The following is a 22,314-nucleotide window of genomic DNA, read 5'->3' as shown; positions in this document are numbered from 1 at the left end:
GTGATGGCGTTGGGTGAACAATCAGGGCGGCGGGAACCCGGCCACCCATCGGACCGGATCACTGGGCCGGCGCCCCTTGCGCCGCGGCGCCGAGACGCCGGACCGCTGGATCGTCCCAGGTGCCGGTGATTTCGTATTCATAGGCAAAGAACTTCTCGATCGGATCGCTGAGCGCCTTCTGCGCAAGATAGGTCACCACGCCCGCGACAGGGTTCAGCAGCCCTGCCGCCGCGCCGATCGCGACCGACTCCGACAGCGTCGGCTGCACCGCCACGCGCAGATCCTGGGTTTCGGCCTTGACGTCGGCCGAACCGCGCATACGGACACGCGCCGCCGGCCCGCGGATGTCAAGGTCCTCGGTGCGCATCACGCCGTCGGCCACGTCGATGCTACCGGAAATGCCATCGAAGGCGAATCCCGCGGAGAACACATCGCGGAAATCCAGCGTGATCCGGCGCGGCAAGGCCTGCAGGCTGAGAATGCCCAGCAGTCGCCCCACCCCTGGCTCGAGTTTGTTGAACTGGCCCGCCTCCGCCGCCAGCGTCATCCGGCCCGCCAGCGTCGGGGAGTCGATGCCGGTCGGCGCCCCCTGCCAGCGCAGTTGCCCACCCAGCGTGGCCTTGCCGCCGCGCACCACGTCGTCGTAACCGAGCCGCTGCGAGAAACGGCCGATGTCGGCCACCTGCAGATCGAAATCGAGGCGCGTGGATTGATGGCCCGTGGTGCGCCATTCGCCGCTGCCCTCGAGGTAGCCGTCGGCATTGCGAAGACCGAGGTGTTCGAGCAGCCACACGCCGGAGCGGTTGCGCGCGAACACTTCGAGCCGGCCCAGTTCCCGGCCGCGCAGCACGAAATGCTCGGCCATCACGTCCAGCGCCGGCAGCCGGCGCGGTGGTGTTTCATCGGCATCGGCCGCATCGTCGGCCCGGGCGCTCGCCTCCGCGGACCTCGCCTCGCCGACGCTGAGCCGCTCGAAACGCGCGCGCAGCGCGCCGGCCCCCGTATCGCGCCAGTCGAGTTCGCCAACGGCACGATCGCTCCTCACCCGCGCCTTCCAGCCCCCCTCGTCGGCCACGCTGTGCAGGCTGAAATCGTTCAGCGTCTGGCCAAAAACCTGCAAGCGCCCGACTTCGACGGACACATCGGCAATCGGCAGCGCAACGGCGTCGGCATCCCCGGAATCGAACAGCTTGCGCCAGGCATCCGCATCGAGCGCATCCAAGCGCCCCGCCAGCCTGAGGCCGCGCTCGGCCTGGCGTACGGGCTCTCCCTCCCCGCCATTCAGCACCACGCCGCCATGCATCGGCCGCCCGCCACCCGGCCATGCCAGCTCGGCGCGCAGCGCCTCGTCCGGCCCCAGGCCCAGGCTCAGCCCCAGCACCCGGGGCGCCGCGCCCTCCGGGGCATCGAAGCGGACACGCAGGGGCCAGGGCTCGCCCGCGTTCTTGTTGAAGGGGGCAGGCAGGCTCGATACCAGTTCCGCCAGTCCGGACTCCACGCTCACGCTCGTCGCCCCGCGGGCGATGCCGACCTGCGCCTTCCACGCCGCAGTTCCCGACAGATGTTCCAGCAGCGGCAGGTCCCAGGCCGCCGACAGGGCCGATGCGCTCGCCACGCCGCTGGCATCGAAGCGGACCGTACCGTCGTCCGATGTCCGCGCCGTGATCCGGGCCGGCGCACCGAGGAACTGCGCGCGCGCCTCGGGCATCGACAAGCTGTCCTCGGTGAAGCGCAGCCTGCCCGCCGCCGCCTCCAGCACCGGCAGGCCTTCGAGCAGCCACAGGCGGTTGGCGCCGAAGCGGTACTCGCCCGCGACTGTGCTGTCGGCCACATGCCGCAGCGGCATCACCAGACGCAGATCGAGCGTGCCCGTCCCCTCCGCCCGCATGCCATCGGTAAAACCGCCGATGCGCCTGGACACCGGGCTTTCGGACACGAAGCGCAGGAAATCGGCGGTCGTCCCCGAGGCCTTGCCGGTGATGGTCATCACCTCGGACAGCGGATGCATGTCGAGGTCGGGCACATCGGCGACGACGCCGGACAAGGCCACGCCGAAGATGCGTCCTCGCGGCGCTTCGATGCGCATCCCCGGCCCCTCGAAGCGCACCTCCCCGAAGATGCCCTCGATCGATGGCCAGCCCTCGGCATAGTCGAGTACGGCATCGGCGACGCGGATCACGACGCGGAATTCGCCGTTGCCGTCGCGGAACGGGAAGTCGTCCAGCGCGCCGCGCAGGCGCAGGCTCGCCTCGGGCACGTCGGCGCGGCGGATCGCCTTGCGCACCCAGTCATGGGTATCGGGGCCGACGACGCGCGGCAGGTAGCGCCACACCGCGCTGCCTTCGGCGCGCGTCAGCCTGGCCTGCAGGTCGATCTCGCCCGCGCCGCCCGCCTGCGGCCGATAAACCCCGGATGCCGTGCCCGCCGCGTCCGGATTGCCGAATTGTGCGCCGTCGAGCGTGACCTCGATCCGTCCGTCGCGCCGTTGCCAGCCGCCCTCCGCGCGCAGCAGATCGAACTGCAGGCCGCCGGATTCGAAGACCTCGGGCAAATCGAGGTTCGCATCGCGGCCCTCGAGCCTGTAGCGGCCGCCCCCCTCGTCGCCCTCGAGGGTGCCGCTCAGGCCCCCGAACCCGGGCATGCCCTCGCGCGCTTGCAGGCCCAGCTCCGCGAAACGCACGGACACGCTCCACCCCAGCGGCGCCGCCGGCGCCCCCTCCCAGCTCAGGCGCAAGGCATCCAGCCGGCCCTGCGGCGCAAGAGCGGAAAGCCGGGCGCGCAGCGCCTCGTCGATCGGCAAGAAGGCGGAAAGGCGTGCCAGCGCATCGACGTCGACCCGGCTGGCGGCAAGGCTTCCGCCGGCTTCCGCCGGCTCGCCGTCCCGGACCAGCAGATCGAGATCGGTCGGCTCCAGCGCAAGTCCGTCGGCGGTGCGCAATGCCAGGCCCTGCGTGCGCACGCGGAGGCCGGCGGCACCGCGGTCGATGCTCAGGCGCCCATCCAGGCGGCCCAGGGCAAGCTCGGGCAGGCCTTCGCCCAGCCGCGTGTGCACGCCGTCGAGCGAAAGGTCGGCGGTCACGCCCCAGCCGCGCTCCGGCACGCGGCCGAAACCCAGCCCGCGCGCGAGGTCGAAGCGCCCCCCTGCGTGCGACTCCAGCCAGGCGCGCACGCCGCCGGCGCCCTGCAGCGGCAGCGGATAATCGAGCCACGGCCGCCAGCCGCCGAGGTCGGCACGATCGAGCGAGACGTAAAGGCGCCCGGCCGAGGCGAGCGAAAGCGGGGCATCGGCGTCGAGGCGGTGCAGCTCTCCACGCACATCCAGCGTCGAAGCCAGTGCCTGCGGCGGCCGGGCGCGCAAGGCAAAGCGCCGCAGGCCGAAACGCTGGTCCAGGCGCAGCTCCACTTTATCGAGCACCAGCTCCGGCGCGCCCCGCAGGCGGTCGTCCCAGCGCAGGACGGCATCGTGGATGACGATCTGGCGCTGCGCGAGCAGCCAGTCCAGCCCCCCGCCCCGGCCTTCGTCCGCGGACACCGGCAGGCCGGCGACGAACAGGCGCCCATCGGCATCGCGCCTCAGCCTCAGCTCGGGCGCGGCGATCTCGAGCCGGTGGAAATGCGCCTGCCAGCGCAGCAGGGAAGACCAGGCCAGCGTGGCATCGACCCTGGGCAGATGCAGGGCCGGCTGGCCTTCGGCATCGGACACGGTGACGCGCCGCAGGATCAGGCGCGGGCGCCAGCCGGCCCAGTCGCCGTCGATGGCATCGATCGTCACCGGCAAGCCGAGCGCCTGCCCCGCCACCTCGGCGATCTCGGCACGGAATTCGCCGACCGCGGGCAGCGCGGCATAGCGCAGCAGCAGCATCGCGCTGGCCGCGACGATCCAGCCCAGCACCAGCGCGTTGCCGATCCAGCCCAGCGCCGCGCGCACGCGCGCCGTCCGCGTCGGCGGCGGAACGGGCGCCGGAAACGCGGATGGGGAGGATTCGGAGTTGGGCTCGGGAAGCGGATTCATCCAGGGTCGCAGCGGCTTGCCGGGCCAAAATTCGGGACGGGCGGACGGCCGCGCGGCGCAGGATCGCGCGCAGCCCCGCTCCCGGGCACCCGCTGGCGCGTACGGAGACGGCGGCGCCCGGATAAACTACACATTCCTGCGCAACGCTTGCGCAGTGCCTGCGCACTCGGCGCCCGCCGGCAGCATTCGCCGCGAGGGCCGACATTCTACCAACGATCAGATCGAAGGCACCGGAGCCGTACCATGTCCGCCACCCACGACACACTGCCGGCACACCTGCAGGCAGTGCACGATGCGCGCCGCTTCTCGCGCTACCTCTGCCGCATGCTCGACAGCCAGCCGTGGCTGGACGAGGCGCTCGCGGCCAGCATCGACGGCCCGGTCGACGCGCGCCGCATGGAAGCCTTCATCGCCGCGCGCGAAGCCGCGCTCGGCGGCCCGGACGCGGCGCTGCGCCCCGCCCTGCGCCAGTTGCGCATCTGGGTACTGTGCCATCTGATCGTGCGCGACCTGTGCCGCAGCGCACCGCTGGCCGAAGTCACCGAAACCATGACGGTGCTGGCCGAGGTCGCCGTGCGCCACGCCCACGACGTGCTGCGCGCCGCGCTCGTCGAACGCTACGGCCTGCCGCTGTCGCCCACCGGCTGGGAGCAGGAACTGCTGGTGATCGGCATGGGCAAGCTCGGCGGGCGCGAATTGAACGTCTCTTCGGACATCGACCTGATCTTCATCTATCCGGAAGACGGCGACACCGGCGGCAACAAGGTCATCAGCAATTACGAGTTCTTCGAGCGCCTGGGCAAGCAGCTCATCCAGGCCCTGGCCGAGGTCACCGAGCACGGCCAGGTGTTCCGCGTCGACATGCGGCTGCGCCCCAACGGCGAGTCGGGCCCGCTGGTGTGCAGCTTCGACATGCTGGAAAACTACTTCGTCACCCAGGGCCGCGAATGGGAGCGCTACGCCTGGATCAAGGCGCGCGTGATGCTGGGCGAGCGCTGGTCCGAGCTGCGCAACATCGCCCGCCCCTTCGTGTTCCGCAAGTATCTCGACTTCGGCGCCATCAATGCGATGCGCGACCTGCACGCCCAGATCCGCCGCGAGGTCGCCCGGCGCGACCGCGCCAACAACGTCAAGCTAGGCCCCGGCGGCATCCGCGAGATCGAGTTCATCGCCCAGGTGTTCCAGCTCATCCGCGGCGGACGCGACACCGCGCTGCAGATCCGCCCGACGCTGGGTGCGCTGGCGCTGCTGCCCGAGCGCGGCATCCTGTCGGCCGACGCGGTACGGGAATTGTCGGCCGCGTACGACTTCCTGCGCCGGCTGGAACATCGCCTGCAATACCTCGACGATGCCCAGACCCACGAGCTGCCGGCGAGCGAGGCCGACCAGGCGCTGATCGCGCAGGCCATGGGCTTTGCAGGCCATGCGGCGCTGAGCGCGGCGCTGGACGCCCATCGCGCCGTGGTCAGCCGGCATTTCGACGCCGTGTTCGGCGACCCGTCGGACGAGGACCACAGCCTCGACGCCACCTGGGCCGGCGCCGAGGACGTGGACAGCGTCGTCACCGCGCTGGGCGAGCTCGGCTACCGCCATCCGCGCAACGGCGCCGAACGCCTGGCCTCGATCCACGCCAGCGCGCGCTACCGCCAGTTGCCGAACAACATCAAGAGCCGCTTCGACGCGCTGATCCCGCGCATCGTCGAAGCGGCGATCGCCACTCCGGGCCCGGACGACACGCTGGCCCGCTGCCTCGACCTGATGGAAGCCATCGGCCGCCGCGGCGCCTACTTCGCGCTGCTGCAGCAGTATCCGCAGGCCCTGCGCCGCGTCGCCGACCTGATGAGCGCGTCGCGCTGGGGCGCGCAGTTCCTGACCCGCCACCCCTTGCTGCTCGACGAGATGCTCGACGCACGCAACCTCGAAACCGCGCCGGACTGGACAGCCTTCCGCGCCAGCCTCGAAGCGGAACTGGCGGGCTGCGAACCCGACATGGAACGGCAGATGGACGTGATGCGCGAACAGCACCACGCCCAGGTCTTCCGCCTGCTGACGCAGGACATCGCCGGCCTGCTGACGGTGGAGAAGCTCGCCGACCACCTGTCCGAGCTGGCCGACATCATGCTCGACCTCACGCTGCCGCGCTGCTGGAGCCGGATCAGAATCCGCCACCGCGACGAACCCGCATTCGCCGTCATCAGCTACGGCAAGCTGGGCGGCAAGGAACTGGGCTACGCCTCGGACCTCGACATCGTCTTCCTGTACGACGACGACGCCCCCGAGGCCGCCGAGGTCTACGCCCGGCTGGCGCAGCGCACCAACACCTGGCTGTCGAGCCAGACCGCAGCCGGCCAGCTCTTCGAGACCGACCTGCGCCTGCGCCCCAACGGCGAGTCGGGCATGATCGCGGTATCGCTCGAAGCCTTCCGCAAGTACCAGCTCGAATCGGCCTGGGTATGGGAGCACCAGGCGCTGACCCGCGCCCGCTTTTCCGCCGGCGACCGCGCCATCGGCGAAGCCTTCGAACGCATCCGCGACGAAGTCCTGCGCCTGCCGCGCGAGCTCGATGCGCTGCGCACCGAAGTGCTGGCGATGCGCCGCAAGATGCGCGACGCCCACGCCGGCAAGGACGCCGAACGCTTCGACCTCAAGCACGACCGCGGCGGCCTGATCGACGTCGAGTTCCTGATCCAGTACCTGGTGCTGGGCCATTCACACGCCCACCCCCGGCTCACCGGCAACCTCGGCAACATCGCGCTGCTGCGCATCGCCGGCGAACTCGGCCTCATCCCGGCCGAGCTCGCCGCGGCCTGCGCCGACAGCTACCGCGAACTGCGCCGCCTGCAGCACCGCCAGCGGCTCAATGACCTGCCGTCGCGCATTCCGCCCGACGAAGCCGAGGCGGCGCGCGCACCGGTCATCGCCCTGTGGCGCCACGTGTTCGACGAATGAACGGCGCAAACGCAAGCGCGGCAAGGATGGGCACCCGAACCCGGCGGACGATGAAATATTCGCTGTCACGAAACCATGCATGACGCCGCGGAGGCGGGTGGCTAGAATCCGGGAGTTTTCAATTTGACGCCCCTCGGCGGGGCAAAGCCTCATGAACCAGGAAATCGAGCTGAAGCTTGCCCTTCCCCGGCGCGCACTGGCGGCGGTACGCCGTCACCCATTGGTCGCCGGCGCGGAAAAGCTCGGCAACGCAGCCACGCTGGACAACACTTACTACGACACTCCCGAGCTACAGCTCAAGGCGCGCAAGGTGGCCGTGCGCACCCGCCGCCAGGGCCGCAACTGGCTGCAGACGGTGAAGTGCGCCGCCGTATCGAACGGCGGCCTGTCCCAGCGCCCCGAATGGGAACAGCCATATACGGGCAGCTTCGATTTCTCGCAGGTCGACGCCCCCGAGGCGGCGAAGCTGCTCAACCGCCATGCCGCTGCGCTGGTGCCGGTGTTCACCACCCGCTTCCGCCGCGAGACGCGCCGCCTGTGCCCGCGCGAAGGGGTGAGCATCCTGCTCATGATCGATTCCGGCGAGGTGCAGGTCACGACGCCGGAAGGCATCGAACGCAAGGCGCCAATCTGCGAACTGGAGCTCGAACTCGAACAGGGCCGGGCCGAGGACTTGTTCGCCCTGGCCTGCGAACTGGCGCAGACCCTGCCGCTGATGCCGGCCGACCTGTCCAAGGCCGAACGCGGCTACCGCCTGTTCCTGGGAACGCCGTCCGGCGCGGCACGGGCCGAGGCGTCGGACCTCCACCCCGGCGACAACGTGGTCGACGCCTTCCGCAGCCTCGCCTTCGCCTGTGCGCGCCAGTGGCAGGCCAACGCGGCCGCAGCCCTGGCCGCAGCCGAATCGGCCGCCACCCCGGCCGAACGCGCGGATGCGGTCCATCCCGACTTCATCCACCAGTTGCGCGTGGCCCAGCGCCGCCTGCGCGCACTGCTCAAGCTCTTCGCCCCCGCCCTGCCGGCCGAATTCGCCGGCCAGTGGAACGCCCGCCTGCGCGACAACGCCAAGCGCTTCGGCGATGCGCGCGACCTCGACGTCTTCCACGCCGAACTGCTTGCTCCTGTGGCCCCCGAAGGCCTCGCCGACGAGGCCTCCATGGCCCGCCTGCTGCAGGTGACGACCCAGGCCAGGGAGGCCGCCCGCCATGCCGCCGTGCAGGCGCTCGACATGGCCACGCAGGGGCGCCTGCTGCTCGAACTCGGTTCGGCCCTGCTGCAATTGCCGAGCAACAGCCTCGTCGCCGCCGCCGACCTGCGCACCTTCGCGCGCCTGCGCCTGGCGCGCCTGCGCAAGCGCGCGCGGCGCCGCTTCGAAGCGGCCGCAACGCTCGAGGCGCCCCGGCTGCACATGCTGCGCATCGCCTTCAAGCAATTGCGCTACGGCATCGAGTTCTTCGCCCCGCTGTTCCCGGCGAGAACCGTCGCGCGCTACCAGGAGGGCCTGGTGAAGGCCCTGGCGTCGCTGGGATTTCTGCAGGACGTCGACATCGCGCGCGGCCGCATGCTGGCCTGGGCCGACGAAGACGCGGCGCTGCAGCCGGCCGCCGCATTCGTCCTCGGCTGGCACGCGCCGCACTATGCCCGCCTGCGCCGCCGCATCCTGCAGGACTGCGACCCGCTGCTGTGGGGCAAGACGCCATGGTGAGCACGGCACGGCCGGACGAACCCGGCGTCATCAGCCTGCAACAGGGCGAACGCATGATGCAGGCCCCTGATTCGACGGAGACACGAATGGACCTCCTGCTCTGGCGCCACGCCGAAGCGGTCGACGGCACCCCCGACCACACGCGCGAACTGACACAACGCGGCCACAAGCAGGCCAAGCGCATGGCGGCATGGCTGACGGAAAACCATCCCAAGCGCCTGCGCGTGCTGGTGAGCCCGACCATGCGCACGCGCCAGACCGCCAGCGCCTTCGCCGACGACTTCGAGATCGTCAGCAGCCTCGGGCCGGACGGCAACGTCGCCGACATCCTCGCCGCCACCGGCTGGCCCGACGCCAGCGGCGCCGCCCTGGTCGTCGGCCACCAACCCGCGCTCGGGCGCCTTGCCGCCCTGCTGCTGTCGGGCCAGGAAGCGGACTGGACGATCAAGAAGGGCGCGCTGTGGTGGTTCACCAACCGCGTGCGCGAACACGAAACCCAGACCGTACTGCGCGCAGTCATTCCGTCCGACCTCATCTGAACCCGGGCATCGCGCCGCCCACGCGGCGCGGGGTGCGCGCGAATTCCCCGCCGTGTCCATGGTCAACATCGGCAGGCGGCATCGGCGGCGATACGCGCCAACGTGCCAGGCCCAGCGAAGCAGGCGCACCGCGGCATGCAAGGCTTGTGCTTTCCAGCGCATTGCGTAAGATTCCGCCTCCTGCCCGGACGAGCCCTCGGCCGGGCGGCATGTGCTGCTCCATCCGCAAGCCACGAAGGTCGGAATGGTCATGAACGCTCCCATCGAAAACGGCACGATCGCCCTCATCGGCGGAGTGCGCCGCATTTTTTGCGACGGCTACTGGATCAAGGTCTACGATCCGCCGGCCAATTCACTCCGGGCCAAGAAGCAGCTCATCCAGGCCCTGACGCGCCGGCTGTTCAACCACGTCGAGCACGGCATCAACATCCCCGGCAAGCGCCTGGAGGATGCGCGCAAGGCGTATGAGGCCGAGCAGGACCCGGCGCGCAAGCGCGTCAAGGGGGCGATGCTCGCGGGCGCGCTGTTCAACCGCGCCACCGACATCTTCACCAAGCTCGTCGAACTGCAGGAACTCGGCATCGAAATCGAGACCGACAATGCGCTGATGCGCGAATGCGGCTTCTGCCTGCAGGAGGCGCTGAGCCTGGGCAAGCTGGTGCTGCACCGCAGCGGCGAAGAAGGCATCGACGAACTATGGGGCGAACCCTTCCGCGCCTTCTCGATTCCGGTCGAGGCCTTCTACGACAGCCGCATCATCAAGATCGCGCAGACCCTGCGCGACATCGACCGCCTGAGCGAGGTGATGTCGGCCACCTTCGCCGCCGTTCCGATGTACGAAGGCATCCAGCCCTCGATCACCCGCTTTGCGGACGCGGCCAAGGTCAAGTGTGAGACCCTGCGCACCGATCCGGACATCTTCGACGTCTGGTCGGACTTCGTCGTCGCTTCGGAAGAGCTCGCAGCCTTCTCGCCGCGCCTGCCGCACTGCGCGACGGCCGCCGAGCAGCAGCAGGCCACGGACGGGCACAACCTGCTGCAGCAGGGCCGCGACCTCGTCACCTACATCACCCGCGCGCGCGTGCCGATGCCCAAGAGCACGCGCGAATTCATCGAACGCTGCGAGACCTTTTCGGCCAGGGCGCGCATGCAGGACCGGCCGGCGCTGGCCGGCCCCCTGTCCTGTTGAGGCCGGACGGCGGCGTCAGACGATGATGCCGCCGCCCAGACAGACCGTCGATTCGTAGACCACCACGCTCTGCCCCGGCGTCAGCGCCCACTGCGGCTGCGCGAAGGCGATCTCGGCACACCCATCGGCGATGCGGTCGATCTCGCACGGCATGTCGGGCGTGCGGTAGCGCGGCTTGGCGGTATACACCCAGTTGGTGTGCGGGTCGCGCCCGGCGATCCAGTTGAGGTCGGTCGCCACCAGGCGGTCGCGCAGCAGCGCGGGATGGTCGTGCCCCTGCACCACGTACAGCACGTTGGCCTGCATGTCCTTCTTCGCCACGTACCAGGCATCGTGCTCGCCGGCCTCGTCCTGGTTGCCCTTGATGCCGCCGATGTGCAAACCCTTGCGCTGGCCGATGGTGTGGTAGGTCAGCCCCTGGTGCTCGCCCAGCACGCGCTCGTCGTCGAGCGCACGGATCTCGCCCGGCCGGGTCGGCAGGTAGCGCATCAGGAATTCGCGGAAGGGGCGCTCGCCGATGAAGCAGATGCCGGTCGAGTCCTTCTTGGCCGCGACGTGCAGCCCCGCCTGCTCGGCGATGCGGCGCACCTCGCGCTTGTACAGCGCGCCGAGCGGAAACAGGGTCTTCGCCAGTTGCGCCTGGTTGAGGCGATACAAGAAGTAGCTCTGGTCCTTGGTGCCGTCCTCTGCCTTCAGCAACTGGTATTCGCTGCGGCCATCGCTGGTCCATTCGCGCACCTGCGCGTAATGGCCGGTGGCAATGCGCTCCGCGCCCAGCTGCATGGCATGGTCGAGGAAGCAGCGGAACTTGATCTCGGAATTGCACAGGATGTCCGGGTTCGGCGTGCGCCCGGCCTCGTACTCGCGCAGGAAATCGGCGAACACGCGCTCCTTGTACTCGGCGCTGAAGTTGACCACCTCGAGGTCGATGCCGATCACGTCGCAGACCGATGCCACGTCGACGAGATCCTGGCGCGTCGAACAGTAGTCCGAATCGTCGTCGTCCTCCCAGTTCTTCATGAACAGGCCGGTCACCTCATAGCCCTGCTGCTTCAGCAACAACGCCGTCACCGACGAATCCACGCCGCCAGACATGCCGACGACCACCTTCATGCCGTTTCCATCCTGCTTACTGGACATTCGGTCCACCTCCATTGAGCCATTCGGCAAGCGGCAGCACGACCGCCGCCTCGCCATTGTCGACGAACCAGCTGTCGACCGCATAACGTTCACCGGCCCCGGGCGCCTCCTCCCCCTCCGGCCCTTCGACCATCAATCCGTCTTCCGTGCAGTTGCAGCGTGCCAGCGCCGAACCCGGCGGCAGGCGCTCGAGGCGCTCGGCGAGCGTCAGTTCCTCGATCACCGCGCTGAAGTGCTGGAGGATGAACCACGTGCGCCGCTCGGGCTCGCCCACCCGGTGGAAACGCAGCGCGCCGCGCGACTCCAGCAGCTTCAGCAAGCGCGTGGTCGAGGTCGAATGGTCGATGCAATCCATGCGGCCGTCCGCGCCGCCGTCGAGATAATTGCCGCTGCGGTCCGCGCCGACCGGTATCTGGCCGCCGGCCAGGCGATACAGCCGGCCCACCGCCTCGCCGAGCAGGGCGCGCTCTTCGGCCGCCGTCCTCGCCGTATCCAGCCGCGCCGCCAGCCCGTCCAGCTCGGCAGCGGCGTAGCGCACCACGCCCTCGCGCGCGCAGCCATAGTTGTAGCAGATGCCGACCTTCGCCCCGCCCGCCGGCTCCGCCGCCTGAGCCAGGCCGGCGGCGGCCAGCAGCACGATCACGCGGATACCGTACATGCCCCGCCGGATCAGTAATGACGTACCAGCGACAGGGGATGGCGCTGCCCCGCCAGCCAGTCCTCGATGCACTGCAGGATCAGCGGGCTGCGGTGCCGCCCGGCGGTGGCGCGCACCTCGTCGACAGTCATCCACACCGCGCGCACGATGCCGTCGTCAAGCCGGCGCCCGGCCTCCTCACCCTCGAGCCGGCCGCCATAGGCGAAGCGCAGGTAGGTGATGTCGCCCTGCGGCCGCGTCCACTGGTAGACGCCGACCAGGCACTCCGGCACGAAGCGGTGCGCGGTTTCTTCCAGCGCCTCGCGCGCGACCGCGTCGGACAGCGACTCGCCCCGCTCCAGGTGGCCGGCCGGCTGATTGAAGCGCAGCCCGTCCGGCGTATGTTCCTCGACCAGCAAGAAGCGGCCGTCGCGCTCGATGACGGCGGCGACGGTGACATTGGGTTTCCACTCGCGATCGATCAAGACGCGCTCCTTCGACGACAGGCCGGCATTCTAGCGCGCGGCAGCGTCTTTCCCCACCGCCGCAAGGCTTTCACCCGCGCAACACGGCGCTCGCAGGCCCTGCCTTTGCGCTAGAATCCCAGGGTTCCGCCCGCCGGACGCGGGCTGCCGAATCAACTTTCCTGAGGTGGAGAACCAAATCATGTCCATGGCTGACCGCGACGGTTTCATCTGGCAAGACGGCAAGCTCGTTCCGTGGCGCGACGCGACCACGCACGTGCTGACCCATTCCCTGCACTACGGTCTGGCCGTCTTCGAAGGTGTCCGCGCGTACAACACGGTCAAGGGTACGGCCATCTTCCGCCTCGCCGAGCATACCCAGCGCCTGATCAACTCCGCCAAGATCTACATGATGGACATCCCCTATTCGAAGGATGAACTCATGGAAGCGCAGAAGGAAGTCGTGCGCGCCAACAAGCTCGAATCCTGCTACCTGCGCCCGCTGGCCTTCTACGGCTCCGAGAAGATGGGCATCTCCACCCGCGGCGCCACCGTGCACGTGGCGATCGCCGCCTGGCCCTGGGGCGCCTATCTGGGCGAGGACGGGCTGGAAAAGGGCATCCGCGTCAAGACCTCGTCCTACACCCGCCACCACGTCAACTCGACGATGCCGCGCGCCAAGCTCGCCGCCACCTATCCCAACTCCATCCTCGCCAACCTCGAAGTGACCAAGATGGGCTACGACGAGGCGCTGCTGCTCGACAACCAGGGCTTCGTCGCCGAAGGCGCGGGCGAGAACCTGTTCATCGTCAAGGACGGCAAGATCTACGAACCCGAGATCGCCTCGGCGCTGACCGGCATCACCCGCGACTCGATCATCACCGTCGCGCGCGAATTCGGCTACGAATTCGGCTCCAAGCGCCTGACCCGCGACGACGTCTATCTCGCCGACGAAGCCTTCTTCACCGGCACCGCGGCCGAAGTCACCCCCATCCGCGAACTCGACGACCGCATCATCGGCGAAGGCAAGCGCGGCCCGGTCACGACCCGGCTGCAGGCCCGCTTCTTCGACATCGTCAACGGCCGCGCGCCGGAATACGAGCGCTGGCTCGCCTACGTCTGACATCCACGCACAGAGGACTTCATCCATGGTTGAGAACACCGACAAGACCCAGGCCGTCGCCGTCACGGCCAAGGACCTGCCGCTGCACTGCCCGCCGCCGGGCGCGCCGCTGTGGGCGCGCCACCCGCGCGTCTTCCTCGACGTGCTCAAGACCGGCGAAGTCGTGTGCCCCTACTGTAGCGCGCACTACGTCTTCACCGGCGAGCACCCCAAGGGCCATCACTGACCGCCGGCTGCATCCCAGATGACGGCACAGGGGCCGGATACCACGCGGTATCCGGCCCCTTGCACATTTACCGCGACACCGGAACAGCCGCAGCCCGGCCGGCATACAATGTCGGCTTCCATCCACTCCATGCCAGCCGACTCATGACCTCGCCCCGCCACGCCCTGCCCGCCCCGGAAATCTTCAAAGCCTATGACATCCGCGGCATCGTCGACACCGTACTGACGCCGGATGCGGTACGCGCCATCGGCCATGCGCTCGGCTCGGAAGCCGTCGCCCGCGGACAGGCGGCCATCGCCGTGGGCCGCGACGGCCGCCTGTCCGGCCCGGCGCTGGCCGGCGCCCTGGCCGACGGCATCCGCGCGGCGGGCGTGGACGTCATCGACATCGGCTGCGTGCCCACCCCGCTCACCTATTTCGCCGCCCACCACCTGGGCTGCGACTCCTGCGTGTCGGTCACCGGCAGCCACAATCCGCCCGACTACAACGGCCTGAAGATGGTGCTCGGCGGCCAGACGCTGTACGGCGCCATGATCCAGGACCTGCGCCACCGCATTGCCGACGACGATCTCGTGCGTGCCGCCGCGCCCGGCGCGCTGCGCAGCGCCGACGTGGCCGGCGCCTACCTCGACCGCGTCGCCGGCGACGTGAAGCTGGCGCGGCCGATGAAGATCGTCATCGACTGCGGCAACGGCGTCGCCGGCGGCATCGCGCCTGCACTGTTCCGCCGCCTGGGCTGCGAACTGGTGGAACTGTTCTGCGAAGTCGATGGCACCTTCCCCAACCATCATCCCGACCCGTCCAAGCCCGAAAACCTGCAGGACGTGATCCGTGCCCTGCGCGACACCGACGCCGAACTCGGCCTCGCCTTCGACGGCGACGGCGACCGCCTGGGCGTGGTGACCAAGGACGGCGAGATCATCTACCCCGACCGCCAGTTGATGCTGTTCGCCGAGGACGTGCTGAGCCGCGTGCCGGGCGGCGAAATCATCTTCGACGTCAAATGCACCCGCAAGCTCGCGCCGTGGATCCGCGAGCGCGGCGGCAAGCCGACGATGTGGAACACCGGCCATGCGCTGGTGAAGGCCAAGCTCAAGGAAACCGGCGCGCCGCTGGCCGGCGAGATGAGCGGGCACATGTTCTTCAAGGAACGCTGGTTCGGCTTCGACGACGGCCTCTACGCCGGCGCCCGCCTGCTCGAGATCCTGTCCGCGCGCACCGATGCCAATGCCGCGCTGAAAGACCTGCCGGACTCCGTCAGCACCCCGGAACTGAACCTGAAGATGAACGAAGGCGAACCCTTCGAACTGGTCGGGCGCCTGAAGCAGACAGCCCGTTTCGACGACGCCCAGGAAGTCATCACCCTCGACGGCGTGCGCGTCGAATACGCCGACGGCTTCGGCCTGGCACGGCCGTCAAACACCACGCCGGTGGTCGTGCTGCGCTTCGAGGCCGACGACGCCGAAGCACTGGCACGCATCCAGGCCGATTTCCGCCGCGCCATCGAAAGCGTGTGGCCGGGGCTGACGCTGCCATTCTGACGCGATGCCGACCGGGCGGGTGCCGCCACCGATCCGCAGCGCGGCCTTGGTACGCGCCCGCCTGAAGCGCCCCCGCAGGGCTGCCCCGCCATTGCAGTTGCGTGAGGGTGGCGTGTGGTCAGGAGCGGGCCTGCGCGTTTCGGGACTTGACTACCATCAAGTGTAGAATCGGGTTCCTACGGAATAGTAATAGGTCTCATTCACCCAGCCAGGCGCCGCCTGCGGCAATACCCCCGCCATGACTCATCGCCCCCTGTCGAAGAAAGGCTGGCTCGCGAACTACAGTGAGCTCATTGGCGGCTGGCGGCGCAAGCCGGACGCCGACGACGACGCGCTGGACGCCCTTCAGGACGCGGTGCTGCGCATGCTCGAAGCCGGCGTCGGCAAAGTGGCCAACCCGGCCGCATACCTGAAGCGCAGCATACAAAACCACAAGATCGACAAGCACCGGCACCAGACGGCGTTTCCCAGCATTCCGCTGGATGAGCTCGACGACCACGCCGTCTCCGAGCTGCCCGGCCCCGAGGCCGAAGCGCATTCGAGCAAGCTGCTCGCCGACCTCCAAAGCGCGCTCGAAGAACTCCCGCTGGTCTGCCGGCAAGTCTACATCCACCATCGGATCGAAGGCTGCACGCATGCCGAAATCGCGCGGGCGCTGGGCATTTCCACCGACATGGTGGAAAAACACATGACGCGGGCCGTCCGCCACCTCAACAACCGGTTGCAGCACTATGCCTAGCACGCGTTCCGGCATTTCCCGTCGCCATTCGTCTAACAGGTATGGGGATGGCGCCAGCGCATGCTGGATGCGCAAACCGGGCCTCCCACACCAAGCAACCGTTCTTCTCCCCTGCAATGAACACAGACCCCAGACCATCCGAACACGCCAGCCCCTGTGATGCCGCCGCAGACTGGTTCGTTCGCCTGCATTCCGGCACGGTAAGCAAAGCCGATCTCCGCCTGTTCGAACAATGGCGGCAAGCCGACCCGGAGCACGACCGGCAATACCGCAACGTCTGTCGAATCTCCGGCGCGGCGCAGCACCTGTCGGCGCAGGCGCTGCGGGCCATCCTCAAACAGGACGCACACCCCGCCACGCCGCAGCAGCACCGGCGGCTGTCGCGGCGCGCCTTCGGCCTCGGGCTGGTAGGCGCCTGTTCCAGCGTGCTGGTCATGGGCGTGCTGCACCGCCAGGGGCTGTTCGATGAGCCGCTCGAAACCTACCACCTGCAGACCAGGCGCGGAGAGCATCAAGAGCTGGCGCTGCCGGACGGCTCCATCCTGCGCGCCAATACCGACACCCTGGCCATCGCCCGCCTTTACGAAGGCAGGCGGACCGTCGAACTGCGGCGCGGCGAGGTCTTCTTTTCGGTCGCACGCAGTACGCGGAGCCCCTTCATCATCGATGCAGGCTCCACCGAGATCACCGTGACCGGAACACGCTTCAACGTGTCACGCACCGATTCAGCGGTCCAGGTTGCCGTGGAATCCGGCTCGGTGGAAGTCTCCGGCGGCCGCTGGTGGAACCGGCGCACCCGCCGCCTGGCCGCGGGGCAAGCGGTGACGGCCTACCATGACGCGGCGCCCGAAGGCATCCGCACGGTCGACGTGACGAACATCGCCGCCTGGCAGCGCGGCGACATCATATTCGATGACACGCCCCTGGCCCTGGCGCTGGAAGAACTCAACCGCTACCTGCCGCACCCCGTCCACCTCGACGACACGGCGCTGCGCAGCCACCGCATCTCGGGCATCGTTCGCAGCGGCAAGCCGGAAGCCATGCTCGAGATGCTGCCCGACTTCGCCCCGGTCAGTGTGCATCGGCAGGCAGACGGGCAGATACGCATTCTGCCGCGATAGCGCCCCCCGCCTCCGCTGCCACAGCGCAGGCTCGGGCGGGCAATGCAAGCCCCTGATCCGCAACGATTTTCATAAATGATTCGTATTTTCATTCCGGAAATCCTGCCGCTCATACGTCTATAGGTTGGGGGCAGTTCTCTTTACGGGGCCATCCCCCGCACGCCAGGCTACGATTCCGCGCCGAAGCAGGCCGCGCGGACGCGCCCCCCACCACCGCCAGACACGACATCACGAAGACATGAGCAGAAGAAAGAACGCACCCACCACACCCAGACCAGCACCCGCCCTCCGGCTGTGCATGACCTCCCTGGCGCTTTCGGTCGCCGCCGCCATCGGCGCGCTGCCGCAAACCGCATGGGCACAGGAGGCGCCGGTCTCCATCAGCATCTCCCCACAGCCACTAGGGCAGGCGCTGCTGCAACTGGGCAAGCAAGCCGGACTGCAACTGTTCTTCTCGCAGGAAACCGTGGCGGGCTACGAGGCTCCCGCGGTCAGCGGCTCCCTTTCGCCCGACGAAGCCCTGCGCCGTCTTCTGTCCGGCACCGGCGTGAGCTTCCGCCGCACGGGCACCAACGTCACGCTGTCGCGGACCGCTGCAACCGCGGACCCGGCCACGCAACTGACACAGATAACCGTCACCGGCGAACGCACCAAGGACGAGGTGGGGCATGACAAGGTCTACCTGGAGAACGTCATCAGCGTTTATCAGGACCGTGAGCAGTTGCAGCGCTTCCAGACCACCAACCCCGGCGACGTATTCAAGGGCATGAACGGCGTCTACAGCATGGACACCCGCAGCAGCCAGGCGATCACGCCCAACATCCGCGGCATCAGTGGCGAAGGACGCACGCCGCTGACCATCGATGGCACCGAACAATCCACCAATGTGTGGCTGCATCAGTTTGGCGCCGGTAACCGCAGCTATGTCGACCCGGCACTGTTCAGAAGCGTCGAAGTGGAAAAAGGCCCGTCGCTGAGCCGGGGAGTCAAAAGCGGTGTCGGCGGAGCAGTGAGCATCCGCACCATCGAGCCAGAGGACCTCATCCCCGAAGGTGAAAACTGGGGCATCGAGGTCAATCTGAAAGCCGCGAGCAATACCAAGAAGCCACGAAACGACCCCGGTTCGTTCTATGGCAAGGATTACAAGGACATACCCGGCGCAGTCAGAACGAACGTGAATGAAGTGTATTTCTCCGACCAGGATCCCCGCAACAAAGGCAACGGAGAGCTTCTCAATTTTGATGATCATTCCGGCATGATCGCAATCGCGGGGCGTAATGAATACACCGATTTCCTGGCTTCATACAGCCGGCGCGAACAAGGCAACTACTACTCAGGGAAAAGCAATGCCAGCCGGTACTCGGGGCACGACCCCTATGACAAGAGCAGCACCGACATACATTTCCCGAACCTGACCAAGCTCTACCATGGTGGTGACGAGGTATTCAACACCGACAGCGAGATCGAAACCACGCTGTTGAAAAACAACTGGTATCTGCCCAATCAACAGAAAATCGGCTTTCAGTTCATGCGCACCGACATGGCCTTCGGCGAAACCACACCCGGTAACACCTTGCTGAACTGGGCGCTGAGAGAAGGGTTCGAACAAGCCAACCCCGACTACGACTGGTCGCAGTATCCGCGCATGGTGAGCGAACGGCCCCGGTCGGAAATGAAGATCGACAGTTACAAACTGAGTTACGACCTCAAACCTGAGGACTCCAGATGGCTGAATCTGGAAACCAGCCTCTGGCATACCAAGACCACCGGCCTGCGCTACCAGACCGGCGCGCATCCCTACGGCCTCGCCATTCTGGAAGGCACTCAGGAATACCGGAACCTGGAAACCTACGACACCTTGAAGAGAGACATGGCGTGGATTTTCGACGACCCAGTCATGGGGCCGATGTTTGAACCCTTGGGTGTGCACGACGGCACGATCGTCGGGGCCGGCAGGCAATGGACCAAGCATGACCGCACAGGCTTCGAGTTCAGCAACCTGATGCGCCTGACGGACAAGCTGCAAATGACCTTCGGCGGCAGTTGGCAGAAAGAAAAACTCGACGACAAGGTAGAAGCAAGCGTCAAGGAGATGCCAATGTTCGGCGGCCTGGCCGGCGTGCATAAAACGACGGACTTGCTCGGGCCGCGCACCGGCGAACGCAAGGAATGGTCGGCCATGATGAATCTCGCCTGGCAGCCCACGGGCTGGCTGACGCTGACCGCCGGCACCCGCTACATGCGTTACAAAGGCAAGGATACCGGGCTGGCAAAACTGCGCCGCCAGAAAAATGCGTTCAATGCGGCAAACCAGCGTATTGCGGGTCTGGAATTGCAATATCAGACGCTGATGACGTCAGAGGTCAAGGCCGAGTACGACCGTCTGCGCCAAGAAGTGATTGCTACGAGCAATGCCATCGACTGGAGCGCCCCAGGCATTTTCACGAGCGTGGATACGTATTCCTATACAACGGGCGGTGGATGGGTGCCTTCCACGAATCGATATGTGCCTACAGACCCCCAGCTCAGGGCAAGTGCGCAGCGCTTCCTCGATTTTCTCAGCGAGCATAATTCAAACCCTTTCTTGCGCATAGCCAATATTCACTTCTCCGGCGCACAAGCACAGGAAGTGGCATTGGCATCTGTGATAAGTGGCGGTGTTCTGGCTTTTCCTAGTGGTGGCTGCCTCAATAGTCAGCCGAGACCAGACTGCGCCGCCTATGCATCAAACACCCACCTGGTAAGCAATGTGCTCGTGCCCAGCAAGGACGGCAAGTTCGATTCATCGCAGAACCCCTTTGCCAACGGCGAACTGGATGCCACCGAAATGGTGGATGACCCCAACAACCCCGGTACCCTCGTCGCCAAATACAAGCACAATGTGTTCGGCGAGGTGGCTTACGAAAGGCTGGATGCCGGCAAGGCTTGGGAAATACCGGAAGATCAGTCCGGCGAAGCTTTCAGCCCGGTGCTGAGCGCCACCGCCAGGATCACCCCCTTCGGCACCGCCTTCGTGCGCTACGCCCAGACCACCCGCTTCCCCAGCCTGCACGAACTGACCTCCACCTCCAGTTGGGCCGGCACCGAGGCCAACTTCGCCATCAATGGCGCCAGCAAGCCGGAGCGCAATACCAACTGGGAACTGGGCTATGCCCATGATCTGCGCCAGTTCTTCCCCGAGATGCACCTTGCAGATGTGCGCTTCAGCTATTTCAACACCGAGATCAAGGATTTCATCGACAGAACCTGGGACCTGGAAACCATCCAGTTCGACAGGAAGAAAACCCGCGGCCTCGAACTGCAATCCCGCTTCGACAGCGGACGTTATTTCGGCAGCCTGGGCGCGACCTGGCGCTTGAAGCAGGAAACCTGCGACAAGGATTACGCCTCCGCCATGGACCCCTACTACAACCGCATCCCCACTTGCATGACCGGCGGCTTCAACGGCACATACAGCGGCAACAGCCTGCAACCCAAATACAGTATCGACCTGCTGCTCGGCGCCCGCCTGCTCAGCAACAAGCTGGAACTGGGCTGGCGCAGCGTCTATCACGCCGGGGCGGAAAACAAGGAACTGGACAAACTGCTGGCCTCGCAAGCCGGCGCAGGCTTCACGACCTGGCTGCCCAAGGACGTGTGGTACAGGAGCCAGGGCATGAGTTCTTTCTATTGGAAATCGGTTCTGCTGCATGACTTGTATGCCAACTTCAACCTGAACAAGCAGATGTCCCTGAATCTGAGCGTCACCAACCTGACGGACGAATACTATCTCGACCCCATGTCGAAAGTATTGCTGCCTGCGCCAGGGCGTACGCTGAGTGCGGGCCTGACGATCAATTTCTAGTTTTTTGCTGGTTTTTTGTAAAAAACCAGATTTCATCAATCTCGATATGAGGAAGCAGAAATGAAAAAGTCGATTCTGGCTTTGGCCGTAATAGCCGCAATGGGGACCAATGTTGCACAAGCTGCTGCGGGCGACAGCTCTGGCCCCGGCGTACAGGTGGGTACCTCAAATCACTTTCTTTTTAACACGGGCAACTCCGGCCTGCGGCTGAACAACGATATCTATGGCTATATCGATATCGCCGACGGCCCGATTCGTGGTTCGAATGCCGCGATCGCCGAACAGGGAAATGGCGGTTTCCTTCGGCCGAAGCATGTCATCGGCGGCATCATCAGTTGGCCGAACATTGCCCAAGTTTGGAAGGATACCGCTTCGGTGAATGGCACCTCCAATAACCAATACGCCAATTTCGCCGTCAACAGCATCCGCCAGATCCAGTCCTTCCCGCCGCTGATACCCGCGCCTGCGTTCGGCGGCCTGGTCATTGGGCAGGTGGCGGCCAACACTTCTGGCGCTCCTGCTGCCAATCCCACCTTGCTGGCCGTGGGCAGCGGTGTGTACTTCGGAGAATGGGCGCCCAAGGTAAACAGCGACCCGGTGGGCACCAACCTGAACATGGCCAGCAACGACCGGACCGTTTGGTACGTGGGTGATAATGCGGTTTCCAACATGCCAACGGCAATCAATGCCACCTATGGTGTGATCGGTATCAGCCAGACCGGTACCAATGCCAATGGCAATACGTTGCCCGGCGGTCTGCCGGACAATCTGAACCTGTACAAAGGCAAACTGGATGTTTCTTACGTAAGTGGCTCAGGCACTATCGGTGCAGGTTCCACCAACAACAGCATCAGTCGTGTCGTGGGCGGTGTAACTCATACCATCAGCTTCGCTAGCACGACCATCGATAACACAGGTTTCTTCAGCAACGGCAGCACGATTGAGGGCCGGTTCTACAATGGCGCTGAAGCTTTGGCCGGCATGTATACCAATGGCACGCTGCCTGACGCAGCCTTCGGCGGCAGCAAAGTCAGCGGCACCATCACGCCTTGATGCCTGACCACTCTCCACTGGCGGCCACCAGC

At 66.7% G+C, this 22,314-nt stretch carries 15 protein-coding genes; 11 read left to right on the top strand and 4 right to left on the bottom strand.

Annotated features, from left to right (window positions below; all coding sequences use genetic code 11):
* Positions 1-58: 58 nt before the first annotated feature.
* Positions 59-4,012, bottom strand: a complete 3,954-nt coding sequence (locus C666_RS10385) for a YhdP family protein (protein WP_081593426.1) — start codon at positions 4,010-4,012, stop codon at positions 59-61.
* A gap of 243 nt (positions 4,013-4,255) precedes the next feature.
* Between C666_RS10385 and glnE the strand changes: the two genes are divergently transcribed.
* The 4 genes from glnE to C666_RS10365 all read left to right on the top strand — a co-directional run bounded on the left by glnE (position 4,256) and on the right by C666_RS10365 (position 10,394).
* Positions 4,256-6,961, top strand: a complete 2,706-nt coding sequence (gene glnE / locus C666_RS10380) for a bifunctional [glutamate--ammonia ligase]-adenylyl-L-tyrosine phosphorylase/[glutamate--ammonia-ligase] adenylyltransferase (protein ID WP_004338110.1) — start codon at positions 4,256-4,258, stop codon at positions 6,959-6,961.
* 151 nt (positions 6,962-7,112) lie between these two features.
* Positions 7,113-8,666 carry a CYTH and CHAD domain-containing protein gene (locus C666_RS10375; protein WP_004338109.1) on the top strand — a complete coding sequence of 518 codons (1,554 nt, stop codon included), beginning with the start codon at positions 7,113-7,115 and terminating at the stop codon, positions 8,664-8,666.
* Positions 8,667-8,752: 86 nt separating this feature from the next.
* On the top strand, positions 8,753-9,205 hold the full coding sequence (locus C666_RS10370) for a SixA phosphatase family protein (RefSeq protein WP_028792434.1): 453 nt from the start codon (positions 8,753-8,755) through the stop codon (positions 9,203-9,205).
* 250 nt (positions 9,206-9,455) lie between these two features.
* Complete coding sequence (locus C666_RS10365; protein WP_038001387.1) at positions 9,456-10,394, top strand: hypothetical protein; 939 nt, start codon at positions 9,456-9,458, stop codon at positions 10,392-10,394.
* 15 nt (positions 10,395-10,409) lie between these two features.
* Here the strand turns inward: C666_RS10365 and mnmA are convergent, their stop codons facing one another.
* From mnmA to C666_RS10350, 3 genes are read right to left on the bottom strand one after another with little or no spacing between them, the layout of a single operon-like run.
* Positions 10,410-11,507 carry a tRNA 2-thiouridine(34) synthase MnmA gene (mnmA, locus tag C666_RS10360; protein WP_004338106.1) on the bottom strand — a complete coding sequence of 366 codons (1,098 nt, stop codon included), beginning with the start codon at positions 11,505-11,507 and terminating at the stop codon, positions 10,410-10,412.
* A gap of 16 nt (positions 11,508-11,523) precedes the next feature.
* Positions 11,524-12,192 carry a hypothetical protein gene (locus tag C666_RS10355; RefSeq protein WP_004338105.1) on the bottom strand — a complete coding sequence of 223 codons (669 nt, stop codon included), beginning with the start codon at positions 12,190-12,192 and terminating at the stop codon, positions 11,524-11,526.
* Between the two features lie 11 nt (positions 12,193-12,203).
* Positions 12,204-12,656 carry an NUDIX hydrolase gene (locus C666_RS10350; protein WP_004338104.1) on the bottom strand — a complete coding sequence of 151 codons (453 nt, stop codon included), beginning with the start codon at positions 12,654-12,656 and terminating at the stop codon, positions 12,204-12,206.
* Positions 12,657-12,837: 181 nt separating this feature from the next.
* On the opposite strand from C666_RS10350, the gene C666_RS10345 reads away from it, so the two are divergent.
* The 7 genes from C666_RS10345 (at position 12,838) to C666_RS10315 (ending at position 22,282) form a co-directional block, all read left to right on the top strand.
* A complete protein-coding gene (locus C666_RS10345) occupies positions 12,838-13,758 on the top strand; it encodes a branched-chain amino acid transaminase (protein WP_004338103.1) in 921 nt (306 codons plus the stop codon).
* 25 nt (positions 13,759-13,783) lie between these two features.
* The gene (locus tag C666_RS10340; RefSeq protein WP_004338102.1) at positions 13,784-13,984 is read left to right on the top strand and encodes a zinc-finger domain-containing protein; all 201 of its coding nucleotides are present in this window, start codon (positions 13,784-13,786) and stop codon (positions 13,982-13,984) included.
* 143 nt (positions 13,985-14,127) lie between these two features.
* Complete coding sequence (locus tag C666_RS10335) at positions 14,128-15,525, top strand: phosphomannomutase/phosphoglucomutase (protein WP_004338100.1); 1,398 nt, start codon at positions 14,128-14,130, stop codon at positions 15,523-15,525.
* Positions 15,526-15,763: 238 nt separating this feature from the next.
* Positions 15,764-16,264, top strand: a complete 501-nt coding sequence (locus C666_RS10330) for an RNA polymerase sigma factor (RefSeq protein WP_004338098.1) — start codon at positions 15,764-15,766, stop codon at positions 16,262-16,264.
* Positions 16,265-16,380: 116 nt separating this feature from the next.
* Positions 16,381-17,385: a FecR family protein gene (locus tag C666_RS10325; protein ID WP_004338095.1), complete on the top strand. Its 1,005-nt coding sequence runs from the start codon at positions 16,381-16,383 to the stop codon at positions 17,383-17,385.
* Between the two features lie 238 nt (positions 17,386-17,623).
* Positions 17,624-21,229, top strand: coding sequence for a TonB-dependent receptor domain-containing protein (locus C666_RS20715; protein ID WP_162173260.1), 3,606 nt, complete (start codon positions 17,624-17,626; stop codon positions 21,227-21,229).
* Positions 21,230-21,289: 60 nt separating this feature from the next.
* Positions 21,290-22,282, top strand: coding sequence for a HupA family protein (locus C666_RS10315; RefSeq protein ID WP_154666252.1), 993 nt, complete (start codon positions 21,290-21,292; stop codon positions 22,280-22,282).
* Positions 22,283-22,314: the final 32 nt, after the last annotated feature.

Origin of the sequence: Thauera linaloolentis 47Lol = DSM 12138, assembly GCF_000310205.1 — a bacterium.
GTDB lineage: Bacteria > Pseudomonadota > Gammaproteobacteria > Burkholderiales > Rhodocyclaceae > Thauera > Thauera linaloolentis.
The sequence above is the reverse complement of the archived record's forward strand: the minus strand, read 5'-3'. Positions and strand labels throughout refer to the sequence as shown.